Source organism: Microbacterium sp. K36 (assembly GCF_004794355.1).
In the GTDB taxonomy this organism is placed as follows: Bacteria; Actinomycetota; Actinomycetes; order Actinomycetales; family Microbacteriaceae; genus Microbacterium; species Microbacterium paraoxydans_D.
The window spans coordinates 12,987-32,043 of the sequence record NZ_SSDN01000081.1; the positions used below are offsets into that span (position 1 = coordinate 12,987).

Sequence of the window (19,057 nt, forward strand, 5' to 3'; positions counted from 1 at the left end):
GGACACGGGGCGACGGAACGGGCCTGCATACCCCCGTAAACTGGGGGGTCTATGAATCCTGAAACGCTCGCCCACGCCCTCCTCGCCGTCCTCGCCCCCATCGCCGAGGAACGACGTCCGGGCGAGCCGTTCGAGCTCACCGCCGCCGACATCGTGCTGGAGCGTCCGCGCAACCGCGATCATGGCGACTGGGCCTCGAACATCGCCATGCGCCTGGCCAAGCCCTTCGGCACGAACCCGCGTGAGCTCGCTCAGCGGATCGCCGACGGACTGGCCGATGTGGACGGCATCGCGAGCGTGGAGGTCGCGGGCCCCGGGTTCCTCAACATCCGTCTCGACGCAGCCGCCGCCGGCGCGCTCGCGAAGGTCATCGTCGACGCCGGCCCCGCCTACGGGACGAACTCCTCGCAGGAGGGCGTCAGCGTGAACGTCGAGTTCGTCTCGGCCAACCCCACCGGTCCGCTGCACATCGCGCACACGCGCTGGGCGGCCCTCGGCGATGCGATCGTCCGACTGCTCCTCGCGAGCGGCGCCCGCGCCGTGCGCGAGTACTACATCAACGACGCGGGCGTGCAGATGGACCGCTTCGCGGCGTCCGTGCTGGCTGCGGCGAAGGGGGAGCCCACGCCGGAGGGCGGCTACCCGGGGGAGTACATCGCGACGCTGGCCGGCCGCGTTCTCGAGGCCCGTCCGGACCTGCTCGACCTCCCTGAGGAGGAGCGGCTCACGGTCGCCCGCGAGCTCGGCTACGAGTACCAGCTCGCCGAGATCAAGAACTCTCTCGAGCGTTTCAACGTGCCGTTCGATGTGTGGTTCTCCGAGCGCACCCTCCACGCGAAGGACGCCTCCGGTTCCAGCCTGATCGACCAGGCCGTCGACCGTCTGCGCGAGCAGGGCCACGTGTTCGACGAAGACGGCGCCGTCTGGGTGCGCACCACCGACTTCGGCGACGACAAGGACCGCGTCATCCGCCGCTCGAACGGCGAGTACACGTACTTCGCCGCTGATGCCGCCTACTACCTGAACAAGGGCGACCGCGGCTTCCGCGACAAGATCTACCTGCTCGGCGCCGACCACCACGGCTACGTGCACCGTCTCAAGGCGGTCGCGGGAGCGGCGGGCGACGACCCCGCGAAGAACATCCAGGTGCTCATCGGCCAGATGGTCTCGATCAACGGCGCCCGCCTCAGCAAGCGCGCCGGCAACATCATCGAGATGGACGACCTGCTCGACTGGCTCGGCACGGACGCGCTGCGGTACTCGCTGGAGCGCTCGCCCGCCGACTCGCCGCTCGACCTCGACCCGGAGCTGCTGCAGAAGCGCACGAACGACAACCCGGTGTTCTACGTGCAGTACGCACACGCCCGCACCCACAACGTCGCGCGCAACGCCGCCGACTCCGGCATCGACCGCTCGGTCTTCGCCCCGGAGACGCTCACGCACGAGACCGAGGCGGCGCTGCTGGGCGCGCTCCAGGAGTTCCCGCGCATCGTCGCGTTCGCCGCCGAGGTGCGCGAGCCGCATCGCGTCGCGCGCTACCTCGAGGAGCTCGCCGGGCTGTACCACCGCTGGTACGACAACTGCCGCGTGATCCCGCTGAGCGACGCCCCGGTGGAGGACGTGCACCGCACGCGCCTGTGGCTGAACGATGCCGCCGGCCAGGTCTTCCGCAACGGACTCGACCTGCTCGGCGTCTCCGCGCCCGAGCGCATGTAGGGAGCGCCATGAGCGACGACAACTCCACCCTGCCGTACCCGAAGCCCTCGGACGAGCACCCGACGCTCGTCGTCCCGGACCCGGCGGACGGCCGGAGCGGTGCCGTTCGTCGACGGCGTCGGTGGCCGTGGGTCGTCCTCATCGTCGTGGTGGTGCTCGCGGCCCTCCTGGTCGCGGCGGAGCTCGTCGCCCGTGCGGTGCTGCCCGGCGTCGTGCGTTCGATCGTCATCGAGCAGCTCGATCTGCCCGCCGACCAGCAGTTGGACGTCGAGACAGAGGGGATCCTCCTCCCACAGCTCCTCGCCGGTCGTCTCGACACCCTGCGGCTGTCCACGGACGCCGTCACGCTGCAGGGCATCACCGGTGCGGCTGACGTCACGGCGACCGGCGTTCCGCTGCGGGGCGGCGACCTCGACGGTGCCGACGGTACCATCCGCATCGACCAGGAGCAGTTCACTGCTCTGCTCGCCGACTCGGAGCTGCCTGTCGACACCGTGGAGTTCGCGGCACCGAACGCGACCCTCGGAGGCTCTTTCGACGTGCTCGGCACCGCGGTCCCGGTCTCCGTCACCCTCACTCCCGGGGCTGTCGAGGGCGACCTCGAACTCACCCCGGTGGCGGCGAGTATCGGCGGCGTCGACATCGATCTCGACAGCGTCGGGTCGTCACTCGGCTCCCTCGGTGAGGGGATCACGCAGCCGCGGCGGGTGTGCATCGCGGACCAGCTCCCGGCCGGCCTCACTCTGACGGGGGTCGAGATCGTCGACGATCAGGCCGTGATCGACATCGACGTCGACGGGGCGATCGTCACGGACGAGGCGCTCCAGGAGAAGGGGTCCTGCGACCGCTGACCGGACCCCGCCTCAATCCGGCAGCCGCTCCTGCAGCCGTGCGGCGAGCTCCGTCGGCTGCTGCAGGGGGATGCCATGTCCGCATCCACGGAGGACCTCGAGGGTGCTGCGGGGATGGACACGGTTCAGCAGCGCGGCGGAACGGCGCATGAGCGGCTTCTCGTCGCCTCCGACGAGGATCAGTGCCGAGCCGGGGTGCGTGCTCCACGCGGGCGGCGGCGTGAAACGCAGGTTCTCTTCGACGGCGCGCAGCAGGGTCGTGCGTGAGATGGCGGCGGAGGTCTCCAGATAGCGGGGGAGCAGTGCGTCCGGGATGAACAACTCGCGCGCCTGCAGACGGGCGAACCGCTCGTTCCTGGCGAGCCCGGCCGTGAGTCGCAGCAACGCGAGGGTCGGTCGGATGGCGCGCAGCGGTTCCGCCTGGGCGCTGATGACGACGGCGTCCGCGACGAGGTCCGGCCGTCGCGCCGCGAGCAGGACGGCGAGCTGCGCGCCGAGGGAGAAGCCGACGACGGTGGCCGGTCCGGTCTCTCTTTCCAGCAGGGGGATGAGCCTCGCCACCGTCTCCTCGTGCGACGCGTAGCCGACGCTCGCGCTGCGGCCGTGACCAGGAAGATCAGGGACGATGACCCGCCGCGCAGGATCGAGGTGTGCGCGCAGCGGCTCCCACATCCAGCCGGCGACGCCGCCGCCGTGCAGGAGCAGAAGCGGTGGTGTTCCCGGGGGACCCGATGTCTCGTGGTGCATGTCACTCCGTCTCGAAGCTTGCGGCCATGCGGCCGACCGTGTCGATGGCGCTCTTCAGCGTGCCCCGGTCGAGCGGTCCCAGCGTTCGGGCCGCGGAGAGCAGTCCGAGGGTGGCGCTGGAGAGCGCGAGGGCGAGGGCTTCGGGCTCCACGTCCGGCACGATACGGCCCTGACGCTGGAGGTCACGGATCCCGGTGACGACCTGCTCGTGACGTTTCCGGTACCGGGAGGTCGGTTGCGTGGCGACGTGCGCGCCGAGCACTCCCGCATCGTCGAGGAACGCGGCCGTCATGAGCTCGTCGCCGAGCAGCGCCGCCGCCGTGGCGCGGTAGAGGGCGCTGAGCGAGGGCTGCGGTCCTGCGGTGCGGGCGACGGCGTCGGCGATCCGCGCGGTTCCACGCTGGAGCAGGGCGTCGAGGATGTCGCGCTTCGCGGCGAACTCCAGATAGACGGCGCCTTTGCCGATACCGGCCGCGCGGGCGATCGCGGCGACGCTCATCGTGTCGAACCCCTCGGCGAGGACCATCCGCTCCGCCGCGTCGAGGATTCGTGCCCGGCGGTCCGGGACGAGCGGCCTAGGCATCGGAGCCTCGTGCGAACCACTCGCGCAGGGCGGGGATCACGAGGTCGGGATGGTCTCGTTGCACCCAGTGTCCGGCGCCGGGGGCCACGAGGAGCTGCCCGTCTGGCAGGCTCTCCGCGGCCGCCTCGATCCGTCGGAGCGGGACGCCGGAATCCCGGTCGCCGTGCACGAGGAGGACGGGGACGCGGATCTCGGCGAGTCGGTCACGGTAGTCGGTGCGGAGCCGCAGCGGCCGCACCTGGTCGCGCTGCCAGCCGCCGAACGTCGTGAGGCCGGAGCCGTTCGCGGCCTCGGCGAGCACCGCATCGACGAGTTCGGGCGTGCGGGCCTCCGGGGAGCGGACGAGATCCTGAAGGCCTCGCGTCATCGCGTTCCGGTCGCGCGCGTAGCCGCGTGTCATCGCGCCGAGCAGTCCCGAACGCAGGAGCAGGAAGGTCGACAGGTGTGAGAGGGGCCCGAAGGCGCCGTCCGTCAGGCGCGGCATCAGGCCGTAGCTGCCGAGGAGGGCGGCGGCGTGTGCTCCGTCCGGGCGGTCGAGCAGATGGCCCAGCGCCATGCCCGCGCCCATCGAAAGACCGCCGATGGCGTAGGCGTGCAGCCCGAGGGCGTCGACGAGGTCGCCGACGTACTGCACCAGGCGCTCCTGGGTCAGCGGCGCATCGAGGCGTGGGCTGCGTCCGAAGCCGGGGTGGTCCGGCGCGAGGACGCGGTGTCCGGCCGCTGCCAGCGCCGGCCCGACCTCGCCCCAGGAGAGCTCCGCATTGTCGGCCCCGCCGCCGTGCAGCAGCAGCACGGGAGGCTGCGTCTCCGCGGACGGGCGCCACTCCAGGACCGACACGGGGGCGCCGGCAACGGTCACGGTGTGCCGTCGTGATGCCGACATGCGTCCCCTCTCGTTGTGACCACCATATCGGTTTCGGTCACAACGAGGAAGGTCACTCCTTCTCGGCCGCCTTCTCGGCGGTGCCGTTCTCCTCGGCCGTTGCGCGCTGGGCGTCGCGCAGCTCGGCCGTCGCGATCTTCACGTCGACCTCGGCGCGCTGCAGCCGTCGCTGCACGAACGTCCGCGCGCCGAACCGTTCGTGCAGGCGGTCGCCGCGCTCCTCTTCGGCGGTCACGATGTAGGCGCACGCGACGAGGATGACCTGCGTGGACAGCTGGAGCCAGATCAGGAGCGCGAGGAGCGAGGCGAACGACGCGAGGAGGGGGTTGCTCGTCGCTCCACCCACGAACAGTCCGGAGAGCTGCTGCAGCACGATGAGGCCGAAGGCGCCGAGGAAGGCGCCGCTCCACAGGGAGCGCGCGGCGGGCCGGACGCCGGAGAGCAGGAGGAAGGCGCCGACGATCAGGGCCGCATCGAGGATGAAGACCACGAGCAGCGACAGGAGACGGACCGTCCAGGCGAGCAGCGGCGAATCCGACGGCACCCCGAGCAGATCGCCGATCCAGGTCACCCCGAGCTGGCCGATGAAGGTGATCCCGGCGGCGAGCACGAACGCGAGCCCGATGCCGACGGCGAGCAGGAGGTTGCGGACGATGACCCAGATCCACAGGATGTCCGCCTGGATCGTGCCGGCGATGGTCCGGATGGCCGTGCGGAGCGAGCCGATGGCGCCGAGCGCGGCACCGATCAGGGCGACGAGGGAGATGATGCCGGCGATCGAGAACGACGCGGGAGTCCGGAGGTCCTTCGTGTCGATGACGCCGCCTTCGCCGATGAGCCCGGGGACCGCGGACTGCACGGCGTCGATGATCGCGCGCCAGGCCTCCGGGTTGCCGGACAGCCAGAGAGCTGCGAGGGAGAAGCCGAGGAGCACGCCCGCGAAGACGCTGAACAGGGCCCGGTAGGTCACGCTGTCGGCGAGCATCGGGCCACGGCGCTCGGAGTACAGCAGCACGGCCCTGACCGGGCGCCGGGCGAGGGCCCAGGCGATCACCGGACCCGTGATGCGGGCGACGAGCCCCGGGCGGGCCGGGGCTGCGGAGTGGTTCTCGGAGTCTCGGTTGTCGGTGTCTGCCACGTGCCCACCCTACGAGCCGGGCGGTACCGCTCCCCAGGGGGTTGACGCGGCGTGTCACCATGACCAGGCAGCGACAGAGGGTGCCCTAGAATCGGGGCAACTCGATGTGCGCCTCCGCCCGAGATCCGTCCCACGATTGGTGTTCCGTGCTCGACTCTGCCGCCACGCTCGCTCCGGACTGGCTCGTCGTCCCCGAGGATCCGAACGATCTCGCGCCGGGTGTCTGGCCGTCTTCGGCCACGCGTGACGACGACGGCAGCCTGGTGCTCGCCGGAGTGCCGGCGCCCGAGCTCGCCCGCACCTACGGCACGCCGCTCCTCGTGCTCGATGAGGACGAGGTGCGGCGCCGCGCCCGGGCCTTCCGCGACGCGTTCGACCGCGCCGCCTCGGCGCACGGCACCACCGCGCAGGTGTACTACGCCGGCAAGGCGTTCCTGTGCACGACGGTCGCCCGTTGGGTCGTCGACGAGGGGCTCCGCGTCGACGTGTGCACCGGCGGCGAGCTCGAGGTCGCTCTCGCCGCGGGGGTCGCACCGGCCTCGCTGGGCTTCCACGGCAACAACAAGTCGGTCGCCGAGCTGGAGCGCGCGGTCGCTCTCGGCGTCGGCACGATCGTCGTCGACAGCGCGATCGAGATCGAGCGCCTGGCCGCCATCACCGCGCGCACGGACACCGTGCAGCGCGTCATGGTCCGGGTCATCAGCGGCGTCCACGCCGAGACCCACGACTTCCTCGCCACGGCCCACGAGGACCAGAAGTTCGGCTTCCCGCTCGCCGAGGCCGAGGTCGCCGTGGCGCGGATCCGCGAGATCCCGGGGCTGGAGTTCGCCGGCCTGCACTGCCACATCGGCTCCCAGATCTTCGGCGTGGCCGGCTTCCGCGAATCCGCGTCGCGCGTGCTCGAACTGCACGCCGCCCTCCTCGAGGACGGACCGGTGCCGCAGCTGAACCTCGGCGGCGGCTTCGGCATCGCCTACACCCGCGTCGACGACCCCACGCCGATCGACGAGCTAGCCGACGGCATCGTGGCGGCGGTCGCCGAGGGCTGCGCGGCGCGGGGCATCGCGGTGCCCGCGCTCTCGTTCGAGCCCGGGCGCGCGATCGTCGGCACGGCGGGCGTGACCCTCTACGAGGTCGGCACGACGAAGGACGTCACGGTCGCCTCCGGGGCCACGCGGCGGTATGTCAGCGTCGACGGCGGGATGAGCGACAACGCCCGGACGGCTCTCTACGGCGCCAGCTACTCCGCCCGCCTCGCCTCGCGGACGGGGACGGACGAGCCCCAGCTGAGCCGAGTGGTCGGCAAGCACTGCGAGTCCGGCGACATCGTCGTCGACCACGAGTACCTCCCCGGAGACGTGACACCGGGCGATCTGCTGGCCGTCCCGGCGACCGGCGCCTACTGCGCCTCGCTCGCGAGCAACTACAACCACGTCCCGCGGCCGCCGATCGTGGCGGTGCGGGAGGGGCGCTCGCGGGTGATCGTCCACGGCGAGACCGTCCACGACCTGCTGGCCCGCGACGCGGGCATCGACGGGGCGCACGCCCCCGAGGGAGCACGATGACCCACCCCGAAGGAGCACCCATTGACTGACTACAGACGACTTCGCGTGGCACTGCTGGGCGCCGGAGCCGTCGGCTCCCAGGTGGCGGCCCTCCTGCTCCGCCACGGCGACGAGCTGGCCGACCGCGCGGGTGCCGCGCTGGACCTGGCGGGCATCGCGGTGCGCAACCTCGACGCGCCCCGCGACGTCGACCTCCCGAAGGAGCTCTTCACGACCGACGCCGAGTCGCTCATCCTCGGCGCCGACATCGTGATCGAGCTCATCGGCGGCATCGAGCCCGCCCGCACGAACATCCTCCAGGCGATCGGCTCCGGAGCCGACGTGGTCACGGCCAACAAGGCGCTGCTGGCCACCCACGGGCCCGAGCTGTTCGAGGCGGCGGATCGCGTCGGCGCCTCGGTGTACTACGAGGCGGCGGCCGCGGGCGCCATCCCGATCATCCGTCCGCTGCGCGACTCCCTCGCCGGCGACCGCGTCGTGCGGATCATGGGCATCGTCAACGGCACCACGAACTACATCCTCGACCGGATGGACACGGAGGGCGCCGACTTCGCCGACGTGCTCGCCGACGCGCAGCGCCTGGGGTATGCGGAGGCCGACCCGACCGCCGACGTCGAAGGCTACGACGCCGCCCAGAAGGCCGCGATCCTCGCCAGCCTCGCCTTCCACACCGCGGTGCCGCTGGAGGCGGTGCACCGCGAGGGCATCACCGCGATCACGGCGTCCATGATCGAGGAGGCTCGCGCGGCGGGCTTCGTGATCAAGCTGCTCGCCGTGTGCGAGCGCATCGAGGCCGACGGCGCCGAGTCCATCTCGGTGCGGGTCTACCCGGCCCTCGTGCCGGTCGCCCACCCGCTCGCCTCCGTGCACGGGGCGAACAACGCCGTCTTCGTCGAGGCCGAGGCGGCGGGCTCCCTCATGTTCTACGGCGCGGGCGCGGGCGGGATCCAGACGGCGTCTGCCGTGCTCGGCGACGTGGTCTCGGCTGCTCGTCGGCACATCGCCGGCGGTGTCGGCGTGGGCGAGTCCACCAGGGCGAACCTCCCCGTCGTGCCCATCGGCCATGTCACGACCCGGTACCAGATCACCCTCGAGGTCTCCGACGCCCCGGGCGTGCTGGCCACCGTCGCCGGGATCCTCAGCGACGGCGGCGTGTCCGTCGCGACCGTCGTGCAGACCGTCGAGGGGGAGGACGAGCCGACCGCGCGCCTCATCATCGGCACGCACCGCGCGACGGAGCAGGCCCTCAGCGACACGGTGGACGTGCTCGCGGGCAGCGACGTCGTCGCCCGCGTGGTCTCCGTCCTCCGGGTGGAAGGCGAGTGACCACGGTGACGGCCACGGCTCCCGCCCCCGAGGAGCACGGCGTGCGCGTGGGCCGCACGGTCGAGGTGACGGTGCCGGCGACGAGCGCCAACCTGGGCCCCGGCTTCGACACGCTCGGCCTGGCGCTCAGCATCTACGACCGCCTCGAGGTGACGGCGCTGCCCGAGGGGCAGCTCGAGATCGAGGTCTCCGGTTCCGGCGCCGAGGACATCCCGCGGGACGCGTCCAACCTCATCGTCCGGACGATCGCCTACGTGTTCGCCGACGTCGGCCGGCCGATGCCCGGTCTGCGCATCGTGGCCGAGAACGCCGTCCCGCACGGCCGTGGTCTCGGCTCCTCTGGTGCAGCCGTCGCCGCCGGCGTGCTGGCGGCGAAGGGGCTGCTGGCCGGCGACGTCGACATCTCCGACACCGATCTGCTGCGCCTCGCGACCGAGCTGGAGGGGCACCCGGACAACGTGGCGCCCGCGCTGTTCGGCGGACTCACGATCGCGTGGATGGGGGAGCGGGGCCCGCAGCACAAGAAGCTCCTGGTGCACCGCGGCGTCTCGCCGCTCGTCCTCGTCCCGGCCTACACGATGTCGACCTCGCAGGCCCGTTCCCTGCAGCCGCCCCACGTCTCCACGGCGGACGCGGTGTTCAACGTGTCCCGGTCGGCGCTGCTCATCGCGGCGCTGATGCAGAGCCCGGAGCTGCTGCTCGACGCGACCGCCGACCGGCTGCACCAGGACTACCGCGCCGGCGCCATGCCGGAAACGCAGCGTCTCGTGCAGGCGCTGCGTGCCGCAGGATTCGCGGCCGTCGTCTCCGGCGCCGGGCCCAGCGTGCTCGTGCTCGCCGATGGTCCCGGCAGTCGGCTGGATGCGGTGGAGGTGGCCAACCGAGTGACCGACACCCCGTGGGAGGCGCTCCTGCTCGCCGTCGACGTCCGTGGTGGTACAGTGGGGGATCGAGCGGAGGGCTCCACGTAGCATTCGTGAATCTGGCCCCATTGCATCTCTTGCAAGACCCGCACGCGAACCCCTGAGGCACAAGTGCCGAGGCTGGCTGACGCCGAGCGTCAGCCCGTGCGATCGTGCGCAGCACCCGTTGTGCGCGTTCACGCTCATTTCCCATGACCTATAAGGGAGTACTCGTGGAGAACCTCTCCGAGACCCAGAACGATCAGGCGGCTCCGACCGCCGACGCACCCGTCGCCGAGCAGGCGACCGAGTCGGCTCCGGCCAAGAAGCGCGCGCCGCGCCGGGCGAACACCGCCACGGCTGCGGCCAAGGCGGCCAAGGCCGCGGAGGAGTCCGGCTCCACCGAGGCGCCCGCGGCCGCCGGCGATTCCGCTGACACGGCGGAGGCGGCCCCGAAGGCGAAGGCTCCGCGCCGCACCCGTGCGAAGAAGGCGGATGCCGAGGCCCCCGCTGAAGCCGCACCGGCCGAAGCGGCCCCCGCTGCCGAGACCGTCGATGCACCGACCGAGGCCCCCAAGTCTGCCCGCGGCCGTCGCACGAAGAAGGCGGACGCCGAGGCTTCGGAGGCGAAGACAGAGAAGGCCGAGGCCGCACCGGCCGAGAACGCGACGGAGACCGCCGCGGCGGGCACCGCCCAGGGCGGCCGCGCCACGAACGATGCGGCCAAGAACGACGCGGCGAAGAGCGAGTCGAAGAACGACAGCGCCGCCGCGAAGAACGAGGCCGAGGCGGACGCTCCGGCGAAGGATGCGTCCGGCGAGGGAGACAACGGCGAGGAGCAGGGCGGTCGAGGCCGTAACCGCAACCGTAACCGCAACCGTGGCCGTGGTCAGGGCGGCGGCCAGGAGCAGGCGCAGAACGCGCCGGCCGATGACGACCAGTCGGGTAACGGCAACGGCCGCAACCGTCAGCGCAACAAGCGTCGCAGCGGCGGCCAGGTCGACGAGTTCGAGACGGAGATCACCGAGGACGACGTCCTCATCCCGATCGCCGGCATCCTCGACGTGCTCGACAACTACGCCTTCGTGCGCACCACCGGCTACCTCGCCGGCCCCAGCGACGTCTACGTCTCGCTCGGCCAGGTCAAGAAGTACAACCTCCGCAAGGGCGACGCCGTCGTCGGCTCCATCAAGCAGCCGCGCGAGGGCGAGCAGCAGGGCCGCCAGAAGTACAACGCCCTGGTCAAGGTCGACTCGATCAACGGCCTCTCGGTCGACGATGCGGCCACCCGCGTGGAGTTCGGCAAGCTCACCCCGCTCTACCCGCAGGAGCGCCTGCGCCTGGAGACGGCTCCGGAGAAGCTGACGCAGCGGATCATCGACCTCGTCGCGCCGATCGGCAAGGGCCAGCGCGGCCTCATCGTGGCGCCGCCGAAGGCCGGGAAGACCATCGTCCTGCAGCAGATCGCCAACGCGATCGCGCAGAACAACCCCGAGGTGCACCTCATGGTCGTGCTCGTCGACGAGCGCCCCGAAGAGGTCACCGACATGGAGCGCACTGTGAAGGGCGAGGTCATCGCCTCGACCTTCGACCGCCCCGCGGAAGACCACACGACGGTCGCCGAGCTCGCGATCGAGCGTGCCAAGCGTCTCGTAGAGCTGGGCCGCGACGTGGTCGTGCTCCTCGACTCGATCACCCGTCTCGGTCGTGCGTACAACCTGGCCGCTCCGGCATCCGGCCGCGTCCTCACCGGTGGCGTCGACGCGTCCGCGCTCTACCCGCCGAAGCGCTTCTTCGGTGCCGCCCGCAACATCGAGAACGGCGGATCCCTCACGATTCTCGCCACCGCACTCGTCGAGACCGGCTCCAAGATGGACGAGGTCATCTTCGAGGAGTTCAAGGGCACCGGCAACAGCGAGCTGCGGCTGTCCCGTCAGCTCGCCGACAAGCGCATCTTCCCGGCGGTGGACGTCAACGCGTCCAGCACCCGCCGCGAGGAAATGCTGCTCTCGGCCGACGAGGTCAAGATCACCTGGAAGCTGCGCCGCGCTCTCGCCGGCCTCGACCCGCAGCAGGCCCTGGAGGTCGTGCTCGGCAAGCTCAAGGAGACCCACTCCAACGTGGAGTTCCTCGTGCAGATGCAGAAGTCGATCCCGACGCTGCCCTCGGGCGCCCACGGGCACGACAACAACATCCGCTGAGGTCCGACGTGTTCGAGTCCGTCCAGACTCTGATCGACGAGCATCGCCGGGTCCAGGAGGAGCTCTCCGACCCGGCGGTGCACGCCGACGCGGCGCGCGCCAAGCGCGTCAACCGTCGGTACGCCGAGCTGTCGCGCATCGTCGCGGCGCATGAGGCGTGGACGGGGGCCGTCGACGATCTGGAGGCGGCGCGGGAACTGGCCCGCGAGGACGAGGCGTTCGCCGCGGAGATCCCCGCCCTCGAAGAGGGCGTGCAGGCGGCGCAGGAGCGTCTGCGGCGCCTGCTCATCCCGCGGGACCCGGATGACGCCCGCGACGTGATCATGGAGATCAAGGCGGGGGAGGGCGGCGCGGAGTCGGCCCTGTTCGCCGCGGATCTGCTGCGCATGTACGTGCAGTACGCCGCGTCGAAGGGGTGGAAGACCGAGCTGCTCGAGCGCAACGAGTCCGACCTCGGCGGCTACAAAGACGTGCAGGTCGCGATCAAGGGCTCGTCGTCCGACCCCGCGCAGGGCGTCTGGGCGCACCTGAAGTACGAGGGCGGCGTGCACCGGGTGCAGCGGGTTCCCGCGACGGAGTCGCAGGGACGCATCCACACCTCGACGACCGGCGTGCTCGTGTTCCCCGAGGTGGACGAGCCCGAGGAGATCCAGATCGATCAGAACGATCTGAAGATCGACGTGTTCCGCTCGTCGGGACCCGGCGGGCAGTCGGTGAACACCACCGACTCCGCTGTCCGCATCACGCACGTGCCCACCGGGATCGTCGTGTCGATGCAGAACGAGAAATCGCAGCTGCAGAACCGCGAGGCGGCGATGCGGGTGCTCCGGGCCCGACTTCTCGCCAAGCAGCAGGAGGAGCTCGACGCGGCCGCCTCCGACGCGCGCAAGTCGCAGATCCGGGGTATGGACCGTTCGGAGCGCATCCGCACCTACAACTTCCCGGAGAACCGGATCGCGGATCACCGCACCGGGTTCAAGGCGTACAACCTCGATCAGGTCATGGACGGTGCGCTCGACCCCATCATCGAGAGCGCCATCGCCGCCGACGAAGAGGCGCGTCTCGCCGCCGTCGGCTCCGAGGGCTGAGCGACCCGCGGCGACGGCGTCAGGTGCGCGCGGCGTACCGGTGCTCGGGACGCCCGGTCGACCCGTACCGCAACCGCACCTCGACGACGGTCCGCGCGGCGAGAGCGGCGAGGTGTCGTTGCGCCGTGGCGCGGGAGATGCCGACCCGTTCGGCGACCTCCGCGGCGGAGGCCTCGTCGGTCCCGAGCGCTTCGAGCACGCGCTGCTCGGTGGCCGAGCGCGACAGGCTGACCGGCTCGCCGCCCCCGTGCAGGATCGCCAACGCGCGGTCCACGTCGTCCTGCGTGAGCGGACGATCGCCCGCGAGCAGATTGCGGTAGCGGGTGTACCGGTCGAGGAGCCCGGTGAGAGCACGACGCTCGAAGGGCTTCACGAGGTAGCCGACGGCGCCGGTCCGCAGCGCCCGTCGTACCGTGGGGGCGTCGTCCGCCGCGGAGATGAGGATCGCGTCGACGCCGGTCTCGCGGACGACCCCGATGCCGTCGCCGTCAGGGAGATAGACGTCGGCGAGCAGGAGATCGGGGCGTGTCGAGCGCACGAGGTCGCGTGCCTCGGCGCAGGACCGCGCGGTCCCGGTCACGGCGTACCCGGGGTGATCGTCCACGATCGTCCGGTGCAGATCGGCCACCCGGAAGTCGTCGTCGAGGATGAGCGCGCGCAGCGGTTCGGTCATGGGTCCTCCTTCGGGACACGCGGGGCGGGGTCGACGGCATCCCCGAGGCGGGCGGCGAACACCGCGCCGTGGCCGGGACTGCCGGGGTCGATGATCCAGAGGTCGCCTCCGCTCCGGCGGGCGATCTCCGTCGCGAGCGGCAGACCGATGCCGTGTCCGTGCACCGAGTCCACGCTCGCGTCGTCGGAGCGTGGCCGCGGATCGGACGGGCGGAGCCCCTCGCCGGAGTCGGCCACCGTGACGACGAGCGCGTCACCGTCGCTCAGCACGGAGACGTCCACCCACCGCGGCTCCCTCGTGCCCGCGACGGCGGCCACGACCGCGTTGTCGACGAGGTTGCCGAGCACGCTCGCCACGTCCTCGGCCCGACGGACGGTGCCGATCAGCTGAGTCTCGTACCCGATCCGCAGGGCGACGCCCCGTTCGGCGGCTTCGACGCCCTTGGCTCCGAGGAAGGCGTTCAGGAACGGGTCGCCCACGAGGTCGAGTCCGGCGACGGGGAACGCCACCGGACCGCGACTCACCAGCTCGCCGAGGAATGCCCTGGCGTCGTCGACGCGACCGGCGTCGATGAGGCCCGCGGCGACATGAAGGCGGTTCGCGAACTCGTGGCGCTGGACACGCAGCGCGGAGGTCATCGTCCGGACGGCTTCCAGCCGCTCGGTCAGGGCGATGAGGTCGGTGCGGTCGCGAACGATCAGCACGTCGCCGAGCGCGCGCCCGTCGCGCCGGACCGCGCGTGACTCGAGGTACAGCATCCGGTCGCCGACGACGGCCTCCGCACGGGCGCGGGCTCCGGTGGCGGTCTCGCGCACGACCGGAGGGAGCGGGAGGGTGTCCACGGTGCGGCCGACCGGATCGTGAAGCCTGAGGAGCCGGTCCGCCGCCGCATTGCTCACCCGCACGACACCGTCCTGATCGACCGCGAGCACGCCGTCGCCGACGCCGTCGAGCACCGCCGTCTGATTCTGCACGAGTGCGACCAGCTCCTCGGGCTGCACGCCGATGGTCAACCGTTCCCAGCGGCGGCGCAGGAGCAGGAAGGTCAGGAGGGCGAGGGCGAGCGCGCCGGCGGCGGTGAGACCGAGAGCGGCGAGCAGGGGCGGCAGGTCGTCGAACACACCCGCGCGCTCGAACCCGACGCTGATCTCGCCGACCGGCGTGCCGGAGTCGTCGCGCACCGGCACCTTCGCGCGGGCGGACTCGCCGAGCGTGCCGGTCTGCCAGTCGACCACCTCGTGGCCCGCCAGCACCTCGGCGAAGGGGGTGCTCACGACCTCGCCGAGCCGCGACGGCAGGGGATGGGCAAGGCGGATGCCCTGGTCGTCGGTGATGACGACGAACAGGGCTCCGGTGCGCGCCGTGACGGCGGCGGCGATCTGCTGCAGCTCTCCATCACGCAGCACCTCCGCATCCGGCTCGTCGTCAGAGGCGGAGACGGCGCTGACCGCCGCCCGCACCTGCGCGTCCTCCGCCAGGGTCCTCGCGATACCGAGCGCGGTCGACTCCGCCTCTGCGCGAAGCTGCTGGACGGCGAGGGCGAGGTACACGCCCGTGCACAGCGCCACGACGAGGGCGACGGCGGCGAGGTGCAGCAGCAGCGCGCGGGTCGCGAACCGGACCCGTCTCCGCGGGGACATCGCCACCTCCTCCCGTCGCGCAATATGCGCAGAAGTCACGGTACGCGCACAAGGGAAGGGAATGCGGCATACCGCCCTTCGCGTCCCCGGATTCCCTAGCCTCGTCAGGATCCGTCAGCGATGACGGAGCGACGACGAAGGAGTCACGCATGTTCCACGCATCGACCGCGCTGATCGCTGCCGCCGAGGAGGAGGCGCCCACCTACGACGTGGCCTTCGTGCCGCCGGAGGGCGTGCTCGTCATCCTCGGCTTCACGATGGTCCTCGTGTTCATGACGCTGATCATGACCAAGCGCCTCACCCCCATGGTGGCCCTGATCCTGGTGCCGACCGCCTTCGGGCTCTTCGCGGGAGCGGGACTCGGGCTCGGCGACATGATCCTCGACTCGATCGGCACCATGGCGCCCACGGCGGCGCTGCTGATGTTCGCGATCATGTTCTTCGGCATCATGATCGACGTCGGACTCTTCGACCCCCTCATCCGGCTGATCACGCGGTTGCTCGGCGACGACCCCGCGAAGGTGGTGCTCGGGACGGCGATCCTCGCGGGCGCGGTATCCCTCGACGGCGACGGCTCGACGACGTTCATCATCACGACCTCCGCGATGCTGCCCATCTACCTGCGCCTCGGCATGAGCCCCGTCGTCCTCACCTGCGTCGCCGGTCTCATGAACGGCACGCTCAACATCGTCCCGTGGGGTGGCCCGACCGTGCGCGCCGCGACCGCGCTCGGTGTGCAGCCGACGGAGATCTTCGTGCCGATGCTCCCCGCCCTCGGCGCAGGCATCGTCGTGACGCTCGGCTTCGCCTGGCTCCTCGGCCTGGGGGAGCGGCGGCGCCTGGGGCGGATCGACGCGGACGGCCGGCTCACCGGAGCCGACGGCGGCGTCCTCTCCTCGGTGCCCCGCATCTTCCGCGGTGCCGAGCTCAAGCCGGGCGCTCGTGCCTCATTGCGTACCGGCAACCTCGTCGTCGTCGCCGGCGGACACGCCCCGGTCGCCGCCGGGAGCGTCGACCCCGCGGACACGGCGATGGCCGACACCATGCTGGACCCCGCCCGGCCGACCCTGCGCCCGCGGCTGATCTGGTTCAACCTCCTGCTGACCGTCGCCGTCATGGTGCTCCTGGTGATCGACATCCTGCCGCTGCCCTACGTGTTCATGGTCGGCGCGGGCATCGCCCTCGTCGTCAACTTCCGTGGCATCAAGGAGCAGGCGGCCGAGATCGTCGCGCACGCCCCGAGCATCGTCGGCGTCGTGTCGATGGTCATCGCGGCCGGCGTCCTCGTGGGAGTCCTCTCCGGCACCGGCATGGTCGACGCCATGGCGACGTGGATCACGAACGTGCTGCCGCCCGCGCTCGGCCCCTTCCTCGCTCCGATCACGGGCGTGCTGTCCATCCCGTTCACGTTCTTCATGTCGAACGACGCCTTCTACTTCGGGATCCTTCCGGTGCTGGCCCAGAGCGCCGCGAACTTCGGCATCGATCCCGTCGAGATGGCCAGGGCCTCGATCACCGGACAGCCGGTGCATCTGCAGAGCCCGCTCGTGCCCGCGATCCTGCTGCTGGTCTCCCTCGCCGGGGTGAACCTCGGAGACCATCACCGCAAGGTGCTGTGGCGCGCGGTCATCGTGTCGCTCGTGATGCTGGGGATCGGCATCCTGGTCGGCGCCGTCCCGTTCTTCGTCGCGCAGTGACCGCGGCCCGGTGCCGCGCTAGGCTCGCCCCGTGATCACACTCCTGTATCGCGGCCTGATGTACCTCGTGTCGGCCGGCCTCGGTCTGCTGGCGGCGGACCTGCTCCTCGACGGTTTCCAGATCCAGTGGGACCAGTGGTGGGGGTTCGTCGTGTGCATCGTGGTGTTCGCCGTGCTGCAGAGCGTCCTCTCGCCGTGGGTGAGCAGGCTCGCCGATCGTTATGCGCCCGTGCTCATGGGCGGCATCGGGATCTTCTCCACGCTCATCGCCCTCATGGTCGTCGTGCTGCTTCCCATCGGGGGCCTGCGCATCGTCGACCTGACCGGGTGGCTGCTGGGCGCCGTCATCGTCTGGCTCGTGACGGCGCTCGGCAGCGTGCTGCTGCCGCTCGTCTTCCTGCGTCGTCGGATGGAGGGCCGCAGCGGGCACCGCTCCGGTCGCCGGGCGGCGCGTCAGATGGAGTAGTCAGGGGCGGTCAGCAGGGCCCTGGTGTCCTCACCGGCGGTCCGCTGGCGCGGCTTCGCCGGCACCCCCACGAGCACGCTGTCGGCGGGCGCGTCCTTCGTGACCACGGCGTTGGCGCCCACCACCGAGCGGGCGCCGACCGTGACGGGGCCGAGGATCTTCGCCCCCGCGCCCACGGCGACGCCGTCCTGCAGGGTGGGGTGCCGCTTGCCGACGTCCCGTGTCCGGCCGCCGAGGGTCACGCCGTGGTACATGAGCACGTCATCGCCGATCTCCGCGGTCTCGCCGATGACGACGCCCATGCCGTGGTCGATGAAGAAGCGTCGGCCGATCCGGGCTCCCGGGTGGATCTCGACGCCGGTCAGCCAGCGGGACACCTGCGACCCGGCACGGGCGAGGAGTCGGAAGCGTCGCCGCCACAGCGCGTGGGAGACGCGGTGCGCCCAGACAGCATGGAGGCCCGGGTAGAGCAGCGCGACCTCGACCGCGGTGCGCGCGGCCGGGTCACGAAGGCGCGCGGCGGCGATATCCTCGCGCATTCGCCCGATCATGCCCATCGACGACCTCAGTCCTCGCGCAGATCCTCGAACAGGGCGGTGGAGAGGTACCGCTCGCCGGTGTCCGGGATGATCACGACGATGGTCTTGCCGGCGTTCTCCGGGCGTGCGGCGACGGTCAGCGCGGCCGAGACGGCGGCACCGGAGGACATGCCGACCAGCAGTCCTTCCTTCGCGGCGAGCTCACGGGCCACGCGCAGCGAGTCCTCGAACTCCGCCGTGATGATCTCGTCGAGCACCTCGCGGTCGAGCACGTCGGGCACGAAGTTCGGGCCGATGCCCTGGATCTTGTGCGGTCCGGGGTGCCCCTCGGTCAGGACGGGGGAGTCCTTGGGCTCCACGGCGATGACCTGGACCTCGGGCTTCGCCGCCTTCAGCGCCTGCCCGGTGCCCGTGACGGTACCGCCCGTGCCGACGCCGGCGATGAAGATGTCGACCGCGCCGTCGGTGTCCCGGAGGATCTCCTGCGCCGTGGTCTCGCGGTGGATCTGCGGGTTCGCCGCGTTCTCGAACTGGCGGATCCAGACGGCGCCGGGGGTCTCGTCGACGATCCGCTTGACCTCCTCGATGGCCCCCTTCATGCCCTTGGTGGGGTCGGTGAGGACGATCTCCGCGCCGAACGCCTTGAGCAGCACACGGCGCTCCTTCGACATGGACGCGGGCATCGTGAGGATGACGCGGTATCCACGGGCGGCGCCGACCATGGCGAGGGCGATGCCGGTGTTGCCGCTCGTCGACTCCACGATGGTGCCGCCGGGGGCGAGCTCACCCGCGGCCTCGGCCGCGTTGATCATGGCGATGCCGATGCGGTCCTTCACGCTCGACGCGGGGTTGTAGTACTCGAGCTTCGCGAGCACGGTGGCGCCGAGGCCCTCGGTCACGCGGTTGAGGCGGACGAGCGGGGTGTTCCCGAAAGCGGTGGTGATGTCGGGGTGGATGCCGGACATAGGGGAGCCTTCCTGTGCGGGTGCGCTGCCGCTCCAGCCTAGGCGAGCGCGACGGGGCACGGGGCATTGTGACGGCT

The 19,057-nt window shown here is 71.3% G+C and carries 17 protein-coding genes; 9 read left to right on the forward strand and 8 right to left on the reverse strand.

Annotated features, from left to right (window positions below; genetic code table 11):
* Positions 1 to 51: 51 nt before the first annotated feature.
* On the forward strand, positions 52 to 1,716 hold the full coding sequence (gene argS, locus DW296_RS09870) for an arginine--tRNA ligase (protein ID WP_136052092.1): 1,665 nt from the start codon (positions 52 to 54) through the stop codon (positions 1,714 to 1,716).
* A gap of 8 nt (positions 1,717 to 1,724) precedes the next feature.
* Positions 1,725 to 2,567: an LmeA family phospholipid-binding protein gene (locus DW296_RS09875; RefSeq protein ID WP_136052093.1), complete on the forward strand. Its 843-nt coding sequence runs from the start codon at positions 1,725 to 1,727 to the stop codon at positions 2,565 to 2,567.
* 12 nt (positions 2,568 to 2,579) lie between these two features.
* Here DW296_RS09875 and DW296_RS09880 read toward each other — a convergent pair whose 3' ends face one another.
* The 4 genes from DW296_RS09880 to DW296_RS09895 are packed head-to-tail and all read right to left on the reverse strand — an operon-like array spanning position 2,580 to position 5,918.
* Positions 2,580 to 3,314, reverse strand: a complete 735-nt coding sequence (locus DW296_RS09880) for an alpha/beta fold hydrolase (protein ID WP_136052094.1) — start codon at positions 3,312 to 3,314, stop codon at positions 2,580 to 2,582.
* A gap of 1 nt (position 3,315) precedes the next feature.
* Positions 3,316 to 3,897 (reverse strand): TetR/AcrR family transcriptional regulator, encoded by a 582-nt coding sequence (locus DW296_RS09885; protein WP_136052095.1) that lies wholly within the window; start codon positions 3,895 to 3,897, stop codon positions 3,316 to 3,318.
* Positions 3,890 to 4,780 (reverse strand): alpha/beta fold hydrolase, encoded by an 891-nt coding sequence (locus tag DW296_RS09890; protein ID WP_136052096.1) that lies wholly within the window; start codon positions 4,778 to 4,780, stop codon positions 3,890 to 3,892. The genes DW296_RS09885 and DW296_RS09890 overlap by 8 nt, the downstream gene beginning before the upstream one ends.
* 52 nt (positions 4,781 to 4,832) lie before the next feature.
* Positions 4,833 to 5,918 (reverse strand): YihY/virulence factor BrkB family protein, encoded by a 1,086-nt coding sequence (locus DW296_RS09895; protein ID WP_205807925.1) that lies wholly within the window; start codon positions 5,916 to 5,918, stop codon positions 4,833 to 4,835.
* A 146-nt stretch (positions 5,919 to 6,064) separates the two neighbouring features.
* Here DW296_RS09895 and lysA point away from each other — a divergent pair, with 146 nt between their 5' ends.
* The 5 genes from lysA (at position 6,065) to prfA (ending at position 13,000) form a co-directional block, all read left to right on the forward strand.
* Positions 6,065 to 7,483, forward strand: a complete 1,419-nt coding sequence (gene lysA / locus DW296_RS09900; RefSeq protein ID WP_240743057.1) for a diaminopimelate decarboxylase — start codon at positions 6,065 to 6,067, stop codon at positions 7,481 to 7,483.
* Positions 7,484 to 7,504: 21 nt separating this feature from the next.
* Positions 7,505 to 8,809: a homoserine dehydrogenase gene (locus DW296_RS09905; RefSeq protein WP_071328359.1), complete on the forward strand. Its 1,305-nt coding sequence runs from the start codon at positions 7,505 to 7,507 to the stop codon at positions 8,807 to 8,809.
* Positions 8,810 to 8,814: 5 nt separating this feature from the next.
* The gene (thrB, locus tag DW296_RS09910; protein WP_240743058.1) at positions 8,815 to 9,780 is read left to right on the forward strand and encodes a homoserine kinase; all 966 of its coding nucleotides are present in this window, start codon (positions 8,815 to 8,817) and stop codon (positions 9,778 to 9,780) included.
* Positions 9,781 to 9,944: 164 nt separating this feature from the next.
* Positions 9,945 to 11,912: a transcription termination factor Rho gene (gene rho / locus DW296_RS09915; protein WP_446724137.1), complete on the forward strand. Its 1,968-nt coding sequence runs from the start codon at positions 9,945 to 9,947 to the stop codon at positions 11,910 to 11,912.
* Positions 11,913 to 11,920: 8 nt separating this feature from the next.
* On the forward strand, positions 11,921 to 13,000 hold the full coding sequence (prfA, locus tag DW296_RS09920) for a peptide chain release factor 1 (protein WP_071328361.1): 1,080 nt from the start codon (positions 11,921 to 11,923) through the stop codon (positions 12,998 to 13,000).
* 19 nt (positions 13,001 to 13,019) lie between these two features.
* On the opposite strand, the gene DW296_RS09925 is transcribed toward prfA, so the two are convergent.
* Positions 13,020 to 13,673: a response regulator gene (locus DW296_RS09925; RefSeq protein WP_136052099.1), complete on the reverse strand. Its 654-nt coding sequence runs from the start codon at positions 13,671 to 13,673 to the stop codon at positions 13,020 to 13,022.
* Entirely contained in the window at positions 13,670 to 15,313 is a 1,644-nt protein-coding gene (locus DW296_RS09930) for a sensor histidine kinase (protein ID WP_136052100.1), read from the reverse strand. Before DW296_RS09930 ends, DW296_RS09925 begins: the two co-directional genes overlap by 4 nt.
* Before the next feature lie 149 nt (positions 15,314 to 15,462).
* Here DW296_RS09930 and DW296_RS09935 point away from each other — a divergent pair, with 149 nt between their 5' ends.
* Together DW296_RS09935 and DW296_RS09940 are read left to right on the forward strand one after the other, a co-directional pair.
* The gene (locus DW296_RS09935; RefSeq protein WP_136052101.1) at positions 15,463 to 17,010 is read left to right on the forward strand and encodes a CitMHS family transporter; all 1,548 of its coding nucleotides are present in this window, start codon (positions 15,463 to 15,465) and stop codon (positions 17,008 to 17,010) included.
* Positions 17,011 to 17,041: 31 nt separating this feature from the next.
* Complete coding sequence (locus DW296_RS09940) at positions 17,042 to 17,476, forward strand: phage holin family protein (RefSeq protein ID WP_136052102.1); 435 nt, start codon at positions 17,042 to 17,044, stop codon at positions 17,474 to 17,476.
* Here DW296_RS09940 and epsC read toward each other — a convergent pair.
* Positions 17,464 to 18,033, reverse strand: a complete 570-nt coding sequence (gene epsC, locus DW296_RS09945; RefSeq protein WP_136052103.1) for a serine O-acetyltransferase EpsC — start codon at positions 18,031 to 18,033, stop codon at positions 17,464 to 17,466. The genes DW296_RS09940 and epsC overlap by 13 nt on opposite strands.
* An 8-nt stretch (positions 18,034 to 18,041) precedes the next feature.
* Positions 18,042 to 18,980 carry a cysteine synthase A gene (cysK, locus tag DW296_RS09950; RefSeq protein ID WP_136052104.1) on the reverse strand — a complete coding sequence of 313 codons (939 nt, stop codon included), beginning with the start codon at positions 18,978 to 18,980 and terminating at the stop codon, positions 18,042 to 18,044.
* Positions 18,981 to 19,057 lie beyond the last annotated feature (77 nt).

What these genes read in the sequence shown, in the direction of transcription:
- argS (WP_136052092.1), top strand. Translation starts at nt 52, where the DNA reads ATGAATCCTGAAACGCTCGCCCACGCCCTCCTCGCCGTCCTCGCCCCC.
- DW296_RS09875 (WP_136052093.1), top strand. Translation starts at nt 1,725, where the DNA reads ATGAGCGACGACAACTCCACCCTGCCGTACCCGAAGCCCTCGGACGAG.
- DW296_RS09880 (WP_136052094.1), bottom strand. Translation starts at nt 3,314, where the DNA reads ATGCACCACGAGACATCGGGTCCCCCGGGAACACCACCGCTTCTGCTC.
- DW296_RS09885 (WP_136052095.1), bottom strand. Translation starts at nt 3,897, where the DNA reads ATGCCTAGGCCGCTCGTCCCGGACCGCCGGGCACGAATCCTCGACGCG.
- DW296_RS09890 (WP_136052096.1), bottom strand. Translation starts at nt 4,780, where the DNA reads ATGTCGGCATCACGACGGCACACCGTGACCGTTGCCGGCGCCCCCGTG.
- DW296_RS09925 (WP_136052099.1), bottom strand. Translation starts at nt 13,673, where the DNA reads ATGACCGAACCGCTGCGCGCGCTCATCCTCGACGACGACTTCCGGGTG.
- DW296_RS09930 (WP_136052100.1), bottom strand. Translation starts at nt 15,313, where the DNA reads ATGTCCCCGCGGAGACGGGTCCGGTTCGCGACCCGCGCGCTGCTGCTG.
- DW296_RS09935 (WP_136052101.1), top strand. Translation starts at nt 15,463, where the DNA reads ATGTTCCACGCATCGACCGCGCTGATCGCTGCCGCCGAGGAGGAGGCG.
- epsC (WP_136052103.1), bottom strand. Translation starts at nt 18,033, where the DNA reads ATGGGCATGATCGGGCGAATGCGCGAGGATATCGCCGCCGCGCGCCTT.
- cysK (WP_136052104.1), bottom strand. Translation starts at nt 18,980, where the DNA reads ATGTCCGGCATCCACCCCGACATCACCACCGCTTTCGGGAACACCCCG.